Here is a 15,621-nt window from a genome sequence, read left to right on the forward strand (position 1 = left end):
AAATTGGCGTTGGGGCCGGAGCCCGCATCATGCGGGCTCGCGGCCTGCTCGGGCGAATTCACGATTTGGCTTTTGCCGGCCGCTGCGGCAATCCCTCATAGGCGGCGACGATCCGCGCCACCAGCTCGTGGCGGATCACGTCCTCGGCAGTGAAGTGCACATGCGCGATGCCCTCGACGCCGTCGAGCAGCTTGACCGCTTCGGCAAGCCCGGAGGTTTGACCATTTGGCAGGTCGATCTGCGAGGGATCGCCGGTCACGATCATGCGGCTGTTCTCGCCGAGACGCGTCAGGAACATCTTCATCTGCATCGACGTGGTGTTCTGCGCCTCGTCGAGGATGATGACGGCATTGGTCAGGGTGCGGCCGCGCATGAAGGCGAGCGGCGCGATCTCGATCTCGCCACCCTGCAGCGCGCGCTCGACCACGCGGGCGTCCATCAGATCGTACAGCGCGTCATAGATCGGGCGCAGATAGGGATCGACCTTCTCGCGGAGATCGCCGGGCAGGAAGCCGAGCCGCTCGCCAGCTTCGACCGCCGGACGCGACAGGATGATCTTGTCGACCTCCTTGCGCTCGAACAGCTGCGCGGCATAGGCGACCGCAAGCCAGGTCTTGCCGGTGCCGGCCGGGCCGATGCCGAACACCAGCTCGTGCCGCTTCAGTGCGCGGATGTAGGAATCCTGCGCCGCGGTGCGCGCCCGCACCGGGCGCTTGCGCAGGTTGATGGTCTCGAACGAGGTTTTCGCCGTCTTGTTGTCGAACTCGAACAGCGAGCCCTGCGCGATCACGGCGCGGATCGCGCCTTCGACTTCGCCTTGGTCGAGATCGAGCCCCTTGGTCGCGTGGGCATAGAGCGTCTCCAGCACGCGGCGCGCGGCATCGCAGCCGTCACGGGTGCCGGCGATGGTGATCTGGTTGCCGCGGGAATCGACGACGACGCCGAGCCGCCGCTCGATCAGCGCGAGGTTCTGGCCGTAGGGGCCGACCAGCGCGGATGCGGCACGATTGTCGTCGAAGTCGATGACGACCTGGGTCTCAGGAGGAATTTGCATGTCGCGGTCTGGTTTGCGGCTGGGAGCGAGTGAAGGCGAATCCGATGCGCTTTTGGGCAAGGATTTCAGGCTCCAATGATCATCTGCGAATGAACTTGCGGCTTCAAGGATGCGGGTGAGGTCGCGAGTTCGCCGAGCAGGCTGTAGCGCTCGAGGCTGTCGACGCGAACGGGAAGTACCTGGCCGATGATGTCAGGCGAGGCCATCACATGGGCGGGCTGCAGATAGGCGGTGCGGCCGACGATCTGGCCCTCTTTCCGCGCGGCGCGCTCGAACAGCACATCGACCGTCGTGCCGATCGCAGCCTTGTTGAAGGCCGATTGCTGGCTGTCGATCAAGTCCTGAAGCCGCCCCAAGCGCTCGTCCATCTCGTTCGCTGACACCGTCTCCCGCATCTCCGCCGCCGGCGTGCCCGGCCGCGGCGAATATTTGAACGAATACGCCGCAGCGTATCCGATTTGCGTGACAAGCGCGAGGGTGGCGGAAAATTCTTCCTCGGTCTCGCCGGGGAAGCCCACGATAAAATCCGATGAAAAAGCAATATCTTGCCGCGCTTTCCGGAAACGGTCGATGATCCCCCGGTAATCAGCGGCGGTATGTTTGCGGTTCATGGCCGCAAGGATGCGGTCGGCGCCCGATTGCACCGGTAGATGCACGAACGGCATCAGCGCCGGCAAGTCGCGATGCGCCGCGATCAGTGAGTCCTCGACGTCGCGCGGATGGCTGGTCGAGTAGCGCAGCCGCGCCACGCCGGGAATCTCGGCGAGCCGCTGCAGCAATTTGCCGAGCGGCCAGGCGCGGCCGTCGGGGCCTTCGCCGTGATAGGCGTTGACGTTCTGGCCGATCAGCGTGATCTCGCGCACGCCATTGTCGGTGAGCTGTTTGACGTCGTCGATGATCTTTGCGACGGGCCGCGACACCTCGGCGCCGCGCGTGTACGGCACCACGCAGAAGGTGCAGAACTTGTCGCAGCCTTCCTGCACGGTGACGAACGCAGAAATGCCGCGCGAGCGGATCGCGTCGGGCTTTGGCTGCGGCAGGAAGCCGAACTTGTCCTCGATCGGAAATTCCGTCTCCAGCGCGCGGCCGCCTTGCCTGGCCTGCTTCAGCAGCTGCGGCAGATGGTGATAGCTCTGCGGGCCGACCACGATGTCGACGGTCGGCGCGCGATGGATGATCTCCTCGCCCTCGGCCTGCGCGACACAGCCGGCGACCGCGATCTTCATCTCGCGACCGGCACGCGCGGCCTCGTCCTTGGCGACGCGCAGGCGTCCGAGCTCTGAATAGACCTTCTCGGAGGCCTTCTCGCGGATATGGCAGGTGTTGAGGATCACCAAATCCGCTTCGTCAGCATTCGCTGTCTCGACAAAGCCTTCGCCGGCCAGCGTGTCCACCATGCGCTGGGCATCGTAGACATTCATCTGGCAGCCATAGGACTTGATGTGCAGCTTGCGCGGCGGCGTCATGGAAACCCGGATTGCGAAATGGAAACGGCGCCATCAGGGCGCCGGGGCTCAGATATAGTCTAAAGCGCTGAAAATCCAGCGTTCTGCCCCGTCATTTCCGGACAATGGGTCCGAATCGGGCGGAAATGGCAAGATTTTCGCCGGTTTCGGGGGTATTGTTCCGATCTCTCATCGCGGAGAAGCCGCCATGACGGCACTTGAGACGTTCGCGATCTATGTGACGCCTTTCCTGGTGCTCGGGCTCGCCGCCAAGCTTCTGCTGAAGCGCTACGCGGTCGATCTGTCAGACGTGCAGGAGCAGGCCGGAGCCAACCGCAAGCCGCGCAGAATGGGTCTCCTGGGCGCCTGGCGAACCGAAAAGTAGCGCAAGCCGAACACGCGCGGCATCGCGCGGGCTGGCGCACGCTTCGCTGCAAACTCTGTTGCTATTGCTTGTCGTCGTCGAGCGGCACGCAATAAAGCTCGAGCCGGTGATCGACCAGCTTGTAGCCGAGCTTGCGGGCGATCTCGGCCTGCAGCTTCTCGATCTCTTCGGAGGTGAACTCGATCACCTTGCCGTCGCGCAGATTGATCAGGTGATCGTGGTGGCTGTCGGGCATCTGCTCGTAGCGCGCGCGGCCCTCGCGGAAATCGTGGCGCTCGATGATGCCGGCATCTTCGAACAATTTTACGGTGCGGTACACCGTCGAGATCGAGATCTTGTCGTCGACCGCGACACAGCGGCGGTACAATTCCTCGACGTCGGGATGGTCGGCCGATTCCGCCAGCACGCGCGCGATCACGCGGCGCTGCTCGGTCATCCGCATGCCGGTCGCGGCGCAACGCGCCTCGATCCCGGTATGTTTCTGCGCCGGCGGGGATTTGACTGTGACCATGACCTTCGTGCCTGGGGAGCGGAGCTGGGACTGTTCTGCCACCGCGCGGATATTACGACAAGTCGCGACGCATCAGAAGCGCGTTCAAATGTTCCCCGCCGGGCTGCTTGTAGTAACGCTCGCGGCGACCGACGACGGCGAATCCGGCCCGTTCATACAGCTTTCGCGCGGGCGCATTGTTTTCTTCCACTTCGAGGAAGATGGTGCGGATGCCGCGGCCGGCGAGATGGCCGAGATGTGTCATCAACAGATTGCGCGACAGGCCGCGGCCGCGGTTGTTGGCATCGATCGCGATCGACAGGATTTCCGCTTCGTCCGCCGCCATGCGCGACACCGCAAAGCCGATCACCTTGCGGCCCTGCCTCAAGCGATGCACCAGCGTGTTGCGTTCGCTCAGCATCGCCTCGAACTCGCCTTCGCCCCAGCCGCGGTGAAACGAGGCGCCGTGCAATTGCGCCAGCCGCGGCGCGTCGCGCAAGCTCGCGGGCTCGACCGCGGGCGTGCCGCCGTCCCACCATTTTGACAGCCAGCCGATCATGATGCTGACGGTTGCTCGCTTCGCGGAAGCTGATCCTTCGGCGGCTTGGCGTCGGGCGCGCGCAAGTAGTAGGGACGTGCCGGCGCGGTCTCGGGATCGACGGCGGCGCCGATCCAGGCCACCCAGGTGATGTCGGGTGCAGGTTGTTGATCGACCTTGGACGGCGCGGTCGCATCGGCCGGCCAGCGCTCGGCGAGAATGCTGGCGGCGTTGCCGACCAGATGCAGCGCGCCGAATTGCGCGGCCTCGAGCGCTTCCGCAATCGGCGCCACTTTCGGCTTGATCAGCGGACTGCCGTCGCCACTCACCACCTGATAGTAGACATGGTCATGTCGCGCATCGATCGCCGACAGGATCGGATGCTCGCCATTCTCGGCCACCACGGGCGCGGCGTAGGCGGCGAGCGTCGTCAGTCCGACGACCGGCTTCGCCGCGGCAAGTCCGATGCCGCGCGCGGCCGACAGTCCGACGCGCAAGCCGGTGAAGCTGCCGGGGCCGGTGGTGACGGCGATGCGATCGAGCGCCGTGAACGCGACGCTAGGCGCCTTCATGACGCGCGCGATCAGCGGCATCAGCGCCTCGGCATGGCCGCGCTGCATCGGCTGCGATTCGAGCGCGATGGTCGTGCCGGCGGAGGTGTCGAGGAGGGCGGCGGAGCAGGCGTCGAGCGCCGTATCGATGGCGAGGATGATCATGAAGAGGCGAATGGCGAGTGGCGAATAGCGAATAGAATATCAGGCGCAGTCCCTATTCGCCATTCGCTACTCGCCATGCACCGCTCCATCACATCGGCCGGACTTCCTGCACGTCGGGCACGAAGTGCCGGAGCAGGTTCTGGATGCCGTGCTGCAGGGTCGCGGTCGATGACGGGCAGCCGGCGCAGGAGCCCTTCATGTTGAGATAGACGATGCCGTCCTTGAAGCCGCGGAAGGTGATGTCGCCGCCGTCATTGGCGACTGCGGGGCGCACGCGGGTCTCGATCAGATCCTTGATCTGCTCGACGGTCTCGGCGTCTTCCTCGTTGAAGAACTCGGCTTCCTCGTCGCTTGCGTCATCGCTGCCAACAGTGCCGTCGGCGAGCAGCGGCGCGCCGGACATGTAGTGCTCCATGATGGCGCCGAGGATCGCGGGCTTGAGGTGCTGCCAGTCGCCGTCCGCCTTGGTGACGGTGATGAAGTCGGAGCCGTAGAACACGCCGGTGACGCCTGGCACGGCGAACAGCCGTTCGGCGAGCGGGGAGCGTGACGCGGTCTCGGCGTTGAATTCCATGGGACCGCTCTCGAGCACCATGCGGCCCGGAATGAATTTCAGGGTGGCGGGATTGGGGGTGGCTTCGGTCTGAATGAACATTTGCTGTCTCCGGCGTCGCCGGTTCAAGGCCGGCGCGTTGGTTCCTTATAGCGTTTTCGAGCGAAGTGGGTACCGGTTCGCGTGAGGAAAACGCGTCAAATCAGGGAGTCAGATGGCGATCCAAATAGCACCGATCAAGGCGCAGGCCGGTAGTTCCAGGGATGCATCAATGGGTTAGCTCAGGACAGGGCGTCGACTTCCGCATCCGTCAGGCCGCCCGGGACGATGGTGACGGGGATCGGGAACGCGCCCATGGTCTTGGCCATGTTCGTGATGATCGGCCCTGGGCCCTCGGCGCCGGGATTGGCCGCCAGCACCAGCATGGCGATGTCGACGTCCTCGTCGATCGCCTCGAGGATCTGCTCGGTCGGATTGCCCTCGCGAATCACCCGCTCCGGCGTGATCGCGGCGATGCCATTGGCGCGGCCGGCGGCGCGGTCGAGCGCCTCATTGGCGGCCTCCTCGGCCTCCGCGCGCATGATGTCGGCGACCCCCAGCCATTGCTGGTTCTGGTCCTCGGTCTCGATCACCCGCAGCATCACCACCCCGCCACCGACCCGGATCGCCCAGCGGGCGGCATAATAGACGGCGCGGTCCCATTCGGCGGTGTCGTCAACGATGACAAGACATTTCGGCTTGTGGCCGGTCTCGTAGCTGCGTCGCTGGGTGGTCATGCATGTCCCGGTGCTGAACCAAAGGCATGATCCGGACCCGAAGGGCCGCGCTAGCGCAAAGTGTGCAGCGGCTTTCCGAAAGGATCATGCCCAAAACGGTCGCATGCTGCCACACTCCCTCTCCGTTGGGGAGAGGGAGCAACCGTTCCTGTTTTAAACGGCCGTCAGCGCTGGCGGATCAGGCCGAGGATGTCCTTGGTCGCGCGCATGGTCTCGTCGGCGATCACGCGGGCGCGGTTGGCGCCCTCGTTCAGGATCGAATCGACATGGCCGGGGTCGGCGACCAGCCGCTTCATCTCGCCCGCGATCGGCGCCAGCTTCGCAACGCACACATCGACCAGCGCGTTCTTGAAGCTGGAGAACTGACCGCCGCCGAAATCCTGCAGCACGGCCTGCTTGGTGACGCCGGCCAGCGCCGCGTAGATGCCGACCAGATTGTCGGCCTCGGGACGCGGCTCCAGGCCCTTTTCTTCAGTCGGCAGCGGCTCCGGATCGGTCTTCGCCTTGCGGATCTTCTGCGCGATGGTGTCGGCGTCGTCGGTCAGGTTGATGCGCGAATTGTCCGAGGCGTCCGACTTCGACATCTTCTTGGTGCCGTCGCGCAGGCTCATCACCCGCGTCGCCGGCCCCGTGATCAAGGGTTCCGGCAGCGGGAAGTAGATGCCTTCGTTGTGGCCGTGGCTGCGAATGGAGTCGCCGAAGTCATTGTTGAACTTCTGCGCGATGTCGCGGGACAGCTCCAGATGCTGCTTCTGGTCCTCGCCGACCGGCACATGGGTGGCGCGGTAGACCAGAATGTCGGCCGCCATCAGGACCGGATAGTCGTACAGACCGACCGACGCGTTCTCGCGATCCTTGCCCGCCTTCTCCTTGAACTGGGTCATGCGGTTCAGCCAGCCGACCCGCGCCACGCAGTTGAACAGCCAGGCGAGCTCGGCATGGCCGGTGACCTGGCTCTGGTTGAACACGATGTGCTTCTTCGGATCGATGCCGGCGGCGATGAAGGCCGCGGTGACCTCGCGGGTGTTGCGGGTCAGTTCCGCCGGGCCGCCCCAGACGTCGATGCCTTGTGTGAGCGCATGCAGGTCGACGACGCAATAGATGCAGTTATGCGTCTCCTGCAGCTTCACGAAATTGACGATCGCGCCGAGGTAGTTGCCGAGATGCAGATTGCCGGTCGGCTGAACGCCCGAGAAAACCCGTTCAACGATGGCCATGGTTGAGCTTCCCAAAGAATATGCAGATGTGGCCGCGTCGTTTGCCACGCGGGGGCCGTGGTGGCAAGTCAAGCCCGCTTTTGCCGGATCACGTTAACGGCTTCGCGCCAGCCGATGACGCCGAAAAGCTGCAAAAACAGGCCGTAAACGGCCACGCCGGCCGCGATCAGGATGAACAGGCCGGCAGCCTCGACGACACCGTGGCCGCCCGTGGGCAGGGTCCGTGCCGCGAACCAGAGTGCGGCGCTCATGGCAAGGCCAGCGGCCAGGATGCGCGGCAGCCGCCGACGCGCCTCGGCGTCGATCGAGAAGCCGAACGTCGTCGCGCCCCTGCGGATCAGCGACAGCGCATTGCTCCAGGCGCCGAGCGCCAGCGCCGCCGCGATGCCGTTCGGCCCGAAGAGGTGACCGAGCACGAAGGCCAGCGCGATCGTGATCACGATCGCCTGCAGCGTCGCGAAGAGGGGCGCCATCATATCCTCGCGGGCGAAGAAGGCCGGCGACAGCGCCTTCACCAGCACATGGGCCGGCAGAGCCAGCGTCAGCCAGGCCAGTGCCTGCGCGGTGGCCGCGGTGTCGCCGGCTGTAAATGCGCCGTGCTCGAACAGCAGCCGCACGATCGGTTCGCTCAGCACGCTCAATCCGAGCGCTGCCGGCAAGCCGAGTCCGACTGCGAGTTCGAGCCCGCGCGATTCGGCATGAGCGATCGCCGCATGGTCATCGCTTTGCACGGCGCGGGTCATCTCGGGGATCAGCACCGTGCCCATCGCGACGCCGACGATGCCGAGCGGCAGCTCCAGCAGGCGGTTGGCAAAATAGAGCCACGACACCGCCGACGGCGAGGTCGATGCGATCACGGCGCCCGCGACCATCAGCCATTGCGGCCCGTTGCTGGCGATCATGCCGGGGACGGCGCGGCCGAAGAAGCCGCCCATCTCGCGATCGAAGGCAACGCGCAGGGGTCTTGCGACATCGCCCCCGCGCAGCGCCAGCATCGACAATTGTACGAAGCCGGCGATGCCGATCGCCGCCGCGACGATCGGCGCAGCCTGGGTTGCGTCCATGCGCCACACCAGCAACGCCGCCATCACGATGATCAGCGTGATGTTGAACAGCAGCGGCGAGAACGCCGTCAGCGCGAAACGATGCTGAGCATTCAAAAGCCCCATCATCACCGTGACCGGGCCGGCGAAGGCGAGGAACGGCAGCATCAGCCGCGCGTCGTTGACCGCCAGTTGCAGCGTGTCGCGGCCAACGAAGCCGGGCGCGACGACCGACATCACCAGCGGCATCAGCAGGCCGAGCAGCAGCGCGGCCGCGATCACGGCGGCGCTGACGGTGCCGAGCACGCGCCCGGCGAACGCGCTCGCCGCCGGCATGCCGCCGGCATCGCGCACCTTCATCCAGGCCGGCACCAGCGCCGCATTCAGCCCGCCCTCGGCCAGCAGCCGCCGCGCCACATTGACCAGCTGAAACGCCGCCAGAAATGCGTCCGCCACCGGTCCCGCGCCGAGCAGCGCCGCGATCATGGAATCGCGGGCGAAGCCCAGCAGGCGCGAGGCCAGTGTTCCCGAAGAGACTGTGAGGAAGGAGCGGATCATGACGATTCTATAGCAGTCGCCCGGCTTGCTGGCACAGGTGCGAACGTGATAGGCCGCAGCCTTCTTAGGCATGATCCGGAAAAGTGGGCACCGGTTTTTCGACAAGATCATGCTCAAATAGTTGCCGTAAACAGGGCAGGTCTGATGGCTGACGCAAAATATGACGTTCTCGGGATCGGCAACGCGATCTTCGACGTGCTGGTCACGACGGACGAGAAATTCCTGGCCGATCACGGCATGGCCAAAGGCGGCATGGCGCTGATCGACGAGGTCCGCGCGGCATCGATCTACCGCGATATGGGTCCTGCCACCGAAATGTCCGGCGGCTCCGGCGCCAACACCATCGTCGGTCTCGCCAGCTTTGGCGCGCGCACCGCGTTCGTCGGCAAGGTCAAGGACGACCAGATCGGCAAGCTCTATGCCCACGACATTCGCGCCGCGGGCGTTGCCTTCGACACCCGGCCGTCGACCGGCGGTCCCGCCACCGGCTGCTGCTACGTCCTGGTGACGCCGGACGCCGAGCGCACCATGAACACCTATCTAGGCGCCGCGCAGGATCTCACGCCCGACGACATCGATCCGGCGCAGATATCGGCGGCCAGCATCATCTATCTCGAGGGCTATCTCTGGGACCCGAAGAATGCCAAGGACGCCTTCGTGAAGGCGGCGACGATCGCGCATGGTGCCGGCCGCCAGGTCGCGCTGACCTTGTCCGACGCGTTCTGCGTCGATCGCTATCGCGACGAGTTCCTTGACCTGATGCGCAAGGGCACCGTCGACCTGATCTTCGCCAACGAATCCGAACTGCACTCGCTTTATCAGACTTCGGATTTCGAGACCGCGCTGAAGCAGCTGCGTCAGGACACCAAGCTCGGCGTCGTCACCCGCAGCGAAAAGGGCTGCGTGGTCGCCTCGAAGGACGGCGTCGTCGCGGTACCGGCCTCGCCGATCGACAAGCTCGTCGACACGACAGGCGCAGGCGATCTCTTCGCGGCCGGCTTCCTGTTCGGCCTGGTCCGCAACGCCGGTTATGAGAATGCCGGCCGTCTCGGCGCACTCGCCGCGGCCGAGGTGATCCAGCACATTGGTGCACGCCCGCAAGTGTCGCTGAAGGAGCTGGCGAAGCAGAAGGGGCTGCCGGTTTAAGGCTGGATCTCACCAACCGTCATGGCCGGGCTTGTCCCGGCCATCCACGTCTTTCTTGGAGAGACCGAAGACGTGGATGCCCGGGACAAGCCCGGGCATGACGATGTTTTCAAGCCGTCTTCGCCGCCTTCAGCCCCAGCCGCGCCTCCACCGCATCCCGCATCACGAACTTCTGGATCTTACCCGTCACCGTCATCGGGAATTCCTCGACGAATTCGACGTAGCGCGGGATCTTGTTGTGGGCGATCTGGCCCTGGCAGAAGGCGCGCACCTCGTCCGCCGTCAGCGTCTCGCCGGCGCGGACGCGGACCCAGGCGCAGAGCTCCTCGCCATAGCGCTCGTCAGCGACACCAAAGATCTGCACGTCCTGGATTTTTGGATGACGATAGAGGAATTCCTCGATTTCTCTCGGATAGAGGTTCTCGCCGCCGCGGATCACCATGTCCTTGATGCGGCCGACGATGTTGCAATAGCCGGCGTCGTCGATGACGGCGAGATCGCCGGTGTGCATCCAGCCATTGGCGTCGAGCACGTCTGATGTTTTCTCCTTCTCGTCCCAATAGCCGAGCATGATGCTGTAGCCGCGGGTGCAGAGCTCGCCGCGTTGGCCGCGCGGCACGATCTTGCCGTCGAGATCGACGACCTTCACCTCGACATGCGGATGGATGCGCCCGACGGTGGAGACGCGCCGCTCCAGCGGATCGTCGGTCGCGCTCTGGAAGCTGACCGGGCTGGTCTCGGTCATGCCATAGGCGATCGTCACCTCGCCCATGTTCATCTCGGTGTTGACGCGCTTCATCACCTCGATCGGGCAGGGCGCGCCGGCCATGATGCCGGTGCGCAGCGATTTCAGGTTGAAGCGCGCAAACTCGGGATGATCGAGCTCGGCAATGAACATGGTCGGCACGCCATACAGCGTGGTGCATTTCTCCTGCTCGATGGTTTTCAGCGTGGTCAGCGGATCAAAGCCTTCGCCGGGATAGACCATGGTGGCGCCGAGCGTGACCGAGGCGAGGTTGCCCATCACCATGCCGAAGCAGTGATAGAGCGGCACCGGGATGCAGATGCGGTCCAGCTCGGTCAGTCGCATCGCACGGCCGACGAAATAGCCGTTGTTGAGGATGTTGTGATGAGTCAGCGTCACGCCCTTCGGCGAGCCCGTGGTGCCGCTGGTGAACTGGATGTTGACGGCATCATCGAATTGCAGGCTCTCGGCGAGCGCGGTGAGTTGCTCGCGATGCCGCGCGTTGCCCATGCCGGCGACACTGTCGAACGGGATCGTGCCCGCTGCGGCCGGTCCGCCGATCTGGATCACGGCGCGCAGCTGCGGCAGCTTGCTGGCGCGCAGGCGGCCGGGCTCGGCGCTCGCAAGCTCCGGCAGCAGCGTGTTCAGCATCTCCATGTAGTTGGAGGTCTTGAACGCGGTCGCGGTCACGATCGCCGCGCAGCCGACCTTGCCCAGAGCGAATTCGAGCTCGCTCAGGCGATAGGCTGGATTGATGGTGACGAGGATCAGCCCCGCCTTGGCCGCGGCGAATTGCGTCAGTGTCCATTCCGGGCGGTTCAGCGACCAGATGCCGATCCGCTCGCCGCGCTGCAGGCCGAGCGCGAGAAAGCCCGCCGCAAGCGCATCGACGCGCTTGGCGAACTCGTTCCAGGTCCAGCGCACATTGTGGCTCGGCGACACCAGCGCGTCGCGCTCGCCCCAACGCTGACGCGCCAGATCAAGGCTGCGGCCGATGGTTTCGCCCAGCAGCGGCGTGTCGGAAATGCCGCAAACGTAACTTGCCGCGGTGTTGGCCAAGTCGTCCTCCCTCGGATTTTCTGCGATCTTAGTTCGTTGGCCGATGAGGAACAGGCCCGACTTAGGGAGGATCGAGGCGGGTATTCCTGCGGCGCCGCGAACTCGCTTCGCCTCTCCCCGCGTGCGGGGAGAGGCCGGAATTTTCGCGAAGCGCAAATTCCGGGTGAGGGGGGCTCTCCGCGCACTCCGATGCATCGAACTCGCGGAGGCGGCCCCTCACCCTGACCCTCTCCCCGTAAGAACGGGGAGAGGGGAAACTTCGACATTCGCTTGACGACCTTACGCCGCCTTCTGTCCGCTGCCGGCATCCAGCCCGGCATAGACGCCGCGCTCGAAGCCCGCAAAGGCTTCCAGACACTTAGGATCCACGAACGGCAACAGCTGCATCAGGATCACGCCGGCGACATCGCGTGCCGGGTCGATCCAGAAATAGGTGTTGGCAAGGCCTGCCCAGGCCAGGCTGCCGGCGCTGCGGCCTTCCGCCGTCTTGGCGGTGTTGATCATGAAGGACAGGCCCCACTTCTTGACGATGTCGGGATAGAGATCGACATCGTGGGTGTACATGGGGGCCATCGTCGGCATCTTGCCCATGCTGAGATCGCCGATGTGGTTCTGGCTCATCAGCGCCACCGTCTCGGGCTTCAGCAACTGGTTGCCGTTGCCTTTGCCCTTGTTCAGGATCATCTGGCAGAACTTGATGTAGTCGGCCGCCGTGCCGTAGAGGCCGCCGCCACCCATGTGGAATTCCGGATTCTGCTCGAGCTCGAACGGAATCGGCGCCAGCGCGCCGCCCTCACCGCGCGCATGCATGCCGACCAGCCGCTTGCGCATGTCGTCGGTGATCTTGAAGCCGGTGTCGCTCATGCCGAGCGGTGTGAACATGTGGTCACGCAAATAGACATCGAGCTTCTTGCCGCTCGCGGCTTCCACCGCCTTGCCGACGAAATCGATGTTGATGCCATATTCCCAGCGTGTGCCGGGATCGGTCATGATTGGCCCCTTCAGCGCGGCGTTCGCGCAGCTGAAGATGTTCGGGAGGCCGGTCTTCTCCTGATATTTCCCCATGTCGCCGTTCCACACGTCGTAGCAATAGCCCGCGGTGTGGGTCATGAGGTGGCGCAGCGTGATCGGCTTCTTCGCCGGTCGCAGCTTCGGCTCGCCCTTGGCGTCGAAACCTTCGAGCACCTGCGGCGAGGCGAGATCCGGCAGCACTTTGCCAATGGGCTCGTCGAGCGACAGCTTGCCCTGCTCGACCAACTGCATGCCCGCCGCACACGTTACCGCCTTGGTCATCGAGGCGATCCAGAACACGCTGTCCGCAGTCATGGGATCGTCCTCGCCGAGGTCGCGCTTGCCGAACGCGCCCTGGTAGATCACCTCCTTGCCCGTTGCCGCGACCGCGACAACACCGGGAATCTCCTTCGCTTCGCTTTTGGAACGCAGAACCTGGTCGATCTGAGCCTTGCTTTGCATAGGGGTCGCCTCCGCTGGGTTATTGTTATGGAGTGCGTTGATCATCCTCCCGCTTTAGGGCCCTCGCAAGGACGAGGGTGGTGGCCAGGATGTCGCGATCGCGTGATGAATTGCGCCGTGCGGCGACACCGATCTGCAACACCTGCGCAGATTATGCAGGGGAATCAGGGAAGGCGCGGTGACCGACTCAGACATCCACGGTAACGTGATGTCCACGGTAATTTCAGCGTGTGAATTTCTGCAGTAACACTTTCAGATTCCAGCATGAATGGCGCTGCTGGACTGGACGATTTGAAGCAAAAGCAAGACTTTTTGGGTTGCGGGGACTGGCAATGATCTCGACCTGGAGTGAATGGAAGCGTTATCCGCGGCCCGGACGCGGCGAGAATATCGAGGCGCCGATCAGCCCCGGCCTCTACGAAGTCCGTTTTGCCGGCACGGGTGCGTTGCACTCCTTCGAGGCCGTCGACAATGTGGCGCAGGCGCTCGCCTCGCTGCAGACCGCGCCAAAATCCTGGTTCGGCCGCCGCGACACGACGAAGCAGCCCGATCTCGAATACCGGACCTGCGCGACGTCATCCAAGGCTGATGCCAAGGCCGCCGCCGAGCGCATGGTCGGCCGCCGCGAGACCTATATGAGCGGGACGGCCTGACGTGATCGTCCCGGTTTCGTCCTCCCAGTTTCGTCCCCCCGTTTCGTCCTGGACGACAGGGAAATGACAGGAATAACCCTCGATATTGCCTAGGGCAGGGTTGCGTCAGCGGCCGTGCATTGCGGCGGGCTTCAGCCTATATAGACCGCAATTACCCCAGAAATTCGAGGAGTAACGCCATGACCCCGCCCGCTGCCGCACGCGCCACGCAGCCTTCAACCTCTCTGCGCGACCGCCTGAAGGACCCTTCGCTGCTGCGCGAGCAGTGCTACATCGATGGCGCTTGGGTCGGCTCGCCCTCGCGCGCGGTGACCAATCCGGTCAACGGCGTGGAACTGGCGAAAATTCCGGTCATGAGCACCGACGAGACGACGCAGGCGGTCGAAGCCGCCGAGCGCGCGTTCCCGGCCTGGGCCAAGCTGACCGCCAAGCAGCGCTCCAATACCTTACGCAAATGGTTCGAGCTGATCGCGGCCAACCGCGAGGACATCGCGCAGATCCTGACCTCCGAGCAGGGCAAGCCGCTGACCGAAGCGCTCGGCGAAGTCGATATCGGCGGCGCCTATGTCGAGTTCTTTGCCGAAGAAGCGCGCCGCGTCTATGGCGAAACCATACCGACGCAGCGCGCCGACGCGCGGCTGCTTGCGATCAAGCAGCCGATCGGTGTCTGCGGCGCGATCACGCCGTGGAACTTCCCGTGCTCGATGATCACCCGAAAGGTGTCGCCCGCGCTCGCCGCCGGCTGCACCGTGGTGCTGAAGCCCGCCAATGAAACCCCGCTCACCGCGCTGGCGCTGGTCGCGCTGGCCGAGAAGGCCGGCGTGCCGAAGGGCGTGTTCAACATCCTGACCGGCAATTCGTCTGCGATCGGCAAGGTGCTGTGCGCGCATCCGGCGGTGCGCTTCGTCGGCTTCACCGGTTCGACCGAAGTCGGCAAGGTGCTCTATGAGCAGGCCGCGGTCGGCGTGAAGAAGCTCGGCCTTGAGCTCGGCGGCAACGCGCCGTTCGTAGTGTTCGATGACGCCGACATCGATGCGGCGGTCGAAGGCGCGATCATCTCGAAATATCGCAACATGGGCCAGACCTGCGTCTGCGCCAACCGCCTCTACGCCCAGGACAAGATCTACGACGAGTTCGTCGAGAAGCTGTCGAAGAAGGTCGCGGCGATGAAGATCGGCGACGGTACGGAGCAAGGCGTCGTGCAGGGGCCGCTGATCAACATGGAAGCGGTCGACAAGGTCGAGAAGCATATCGCCGACGCCGTGAAGGGCGGCGCCAGGATCGTCACCGGCGGCAAGCGCCACGCGCTCGGCGGCTCGTTCTTCGAGCCGACGGTGCTGGCCAACGTGAAGCCCGATGCGCTCGTCGCGCATGAAGAGACGTTCGGCCCGCTCGCGCCGGTGTTCCGCTTCAAGGACGAGGCCGAGGTGATCGCGATGTGCAACAACTCGCCGTTCGGCCTCGCCTCCTACTTCTACTCCCGCGACCTTGGCCGCGTCTGGCGCGTCGCCGAAGCCCTGGAGTCCGGCATGGTCGGCGTCAACACCGGCCTGATCACCACCGAAGTCGCCCCGTTCGGCGGCGTGAAGGAGAGTGGCCTGGGCCGCGAAGGCTCGCATCACGGCATGGAAGAATATGTCGAGATCAAATACGTGATGATGGCGGGGGTGTAGGCCTCCTCATTGCGAGAATCGTAGATTCCATGGGCGGTGAGCGTGGCCTCTCCGATAGGTTTGGGTTTCCACACTCGAACCCACGGAGAGTCAGATG

General features: G+C 64.5%; 15 protein-coding genes. 4 read left to right on the plus strand and 11 right to left on the minus strand.

The features are described 5' to 3' along the window. Positions 1–58: 58 nt before the first annotated feature. Together JQ604_RS27305 and miaB are read right to left on the minus strand one after the other, a co-directional pair. The gene (locus JQ604_RS27305; RefSeq protein WP_212363768.1) at positions 59–1,054 is read right to left on the minus strand and encodes a PhoH family protein; all 996 of its coding nucleotides are present in this window, start codon (positions 1,052–1,054) and stop codon (positions 59–61) included. A 65-nt stretch (positions 1,055–1,119) separates the two neighbouring features. After that, the gene (gene miaB, locus JQ604_RS27310; protein ID WP_212363769.1) at positions 1,120–2,520 is read right to left on the minus strand and encodes a tRNA (N6-isopentenyl adenosine(37)-C2)-methylthiotransferase MiaB; all 1,401 of its coding nucleotides are present in this window, start codon (positions 2,518–2,520) and stop codon (positions 1,120–1,122) included. Positions 2,521–2,707: 187 nt separating this feature from the next. On the opposite strand from miaB, the gene JQ604_RS27315 reads away from it, so the two are divergent. Beyond that, the gene (locus JQ604_RS27315; RefSeq protein WP_212363770.1) at positions 2,708–2,884 is read left to right on the plus strand and encodes a hypothetical protein; all 177 of its coding nucleotides are present in this window, start codon (positions 2,708–2,710) and stop codon (positions 2,882–2,884) included. 61 nt (positions 2,885–2,945) lie between these two features. Here JQ604_RS27315 and JQ604_RS27320 read toward each other — a convergent pair whose 3' ends face one another. The 7 genes from JQ604_RS27320 to murJ form a co-directional block, all read right to left on the minus strand. Further along, positions 2,946–3,395 carry a Fur family transcriptional regulator gene (locus tag JQ604_RS27320; protein WP_212363771.1) on the minus strand — a complete coding sequence of 150 codons (450 nt, stop codon included), beginning with the start codon at positions 3,393–3,395 and terminating at the stop codon, positions 2,946–2,948. A 52-nt stretch (positions 3,396–3,447) separates the two neighbouring features. Next, the gene (gene rimI, locus JQ604_RS27325) at positions 3,448–3,933 is read right to left on the minus strand and encodes a ribosomal protein S18-alanine N-acetyltransferase (protein WP_212363772.1); all 486 of its coding nucleotides are present in this window, start codon (positions 3,931–3,933) and stop codon (positions 3,448–3,450) included. Continuing rightward, positions 3,930–4,628, minus strand: coding sequence for a tRNA (adenosine(37)-N6)-threonylcarbamoyltransferase complex dimerization subunit type 1 TsaB (tsaB, locus tag JQ604_RS27330; RefSeq protein ID WP_212363773.1), 699 nt, complete (start codon positions 4,626–4,628; stop codon positions 3,930–3,932). The genes rimI and tsaB overlap by 4 nt, the downstream gene beginning before the upstream one ends. Positions 4,629–4,716: 88 nt before the next feature. Continuing rightward, on the minus strand, positions 4,717–5,283 hold the full coding sequence (locus JQ604_RS27335) for a NifU family protein (protein ID WP_212363774.1): 567 nt from the start codon (positions 5,281–5,283) through the stop codon (positions 4,717–4,719). A 179-nt stretch (positions 5,284–5,462) separates the two neighbouring features. Beyond that, positions 5,463–5,957: a universal stress protein gene (locus JQ604_RS27340; protein WP_212363775.1), complete on the minus strand. Its 495-nt coding sequence runs from the start codon at positions 5,955–5,957 to the stop codon at positions 5,463–5,465. 164 nt (positions 5,958–6,121) lie between these two features. Next, positions 6,122–7,174, minus strand: coding sequence for a tryptophan--tRNA ligase (trpS, locus tag JQ604_RS27345; protein WP_212363776.1), 1,053 nt, complete (start codon positions 7,172–7,174; stop codon positions 6,122–6,124). 68 nt (positions 7,175–7,242) lie between these two features. Beyond that, the gene (gene murJ / locus JQ604_RS27350; RefSeq protein ID WP_212363786.1) at positions 7,243–8,775 is read right to left on the minus strand and encodes a murein biosynthesis integral membrane protein MurJ; all 1,533 of its coding nucleotides are present in this window, start codon (positions 8,773–8,775) and stop codon (positions 7,243–7,245) included. Positions 8,776–8,919: 144 nt separating this feature from the next. Between murJ and JQ604_RS27355 the strand changes: the two genes are divergently transcribed. Continuing rightward, entirely contained in the window at positions 8,920–9,921 is a 1,002-nt protein-coding gene (locus JQ604_RS27355) for an adenosine kinase (RefSeq protein ID WP_212363777.1), read from the plus strand. A 109-nt stretch (positions 9,922–10,030) separates the two neighbouring features. Here JQ604_RS27355 and JQ604_RS27360 read toward each other — a convergent pair whose 3' ends face one another. Together JQ604_RS27360 and JQ604_RS27365 are read right to left on the minus strand one after the other, a co-directional pair. Then, entirely contained in the window at positions 10,031–11,725 is a 1,695-nt protein-coding gene (locus tag JQ604_RS27360) for an AMP-binding protein (protein ID WP_212363778.1), read from the minus strand. A 279-nt stretch (positions 11,726–12,004) separates the two neighbouring features. Beyond that, the gene (locus JQ604_RS27365) at positions 12,005–13,198 is read right to left on the minus strand and encodes a serine hydrolase domain-containing protein (RefSeq protein WP_212363779.1); all 1,194 of its coding nucleotides are present in this window, start codon (positions 13,196–13,198) and stop codon (positions 12,005–12,007) included. Positions 13,199–13,530: 332 nt separating this feature from the next. Between JQ604_RS27365 and JQ604_RS27370 the strand changes: the two genes are divergently transcribed. Together JQ604_RS27370 and JQ604_RS27375 are read left to right on the plus strand one after the other, a co-directional pair. Then, complete coding sequence (locus JQ604_RS27370) at positions 13,531–13,851, plus strand: hypothetical protein (protein WP_212363780.1); 321 nt, start codon at positions 13,531–13,533, stop codon at positions 13,849–13,851. A gap of 179 nt (positions 13,852–14,030) precedes the next feature. Continuing rightward, positions 14,031–15,524: an NAD-dependent succinate-semialdehyde dehydrogenase gene (locus JQ604_RS27375; protein WP_212363781.1), complete on the plus strand. Its 1,494-nt coding sequence runs from the start codon at positions 14,031–14,033 to the stop codon at positions 15,522–15,524. Positions 15,525–15,621 lie beyond the last annotated feature (97 nt).

Source organism: Bradyrhizobium jicamae (assembly GCF_018130695.1).
Lineage (GTDB): Bacteria > Pseudomonadota > Alphaproteobacteria > Rhizobiales > Xanthobacteraceae > Bradyrhizobium > Bradyrhizobium jicamae_B.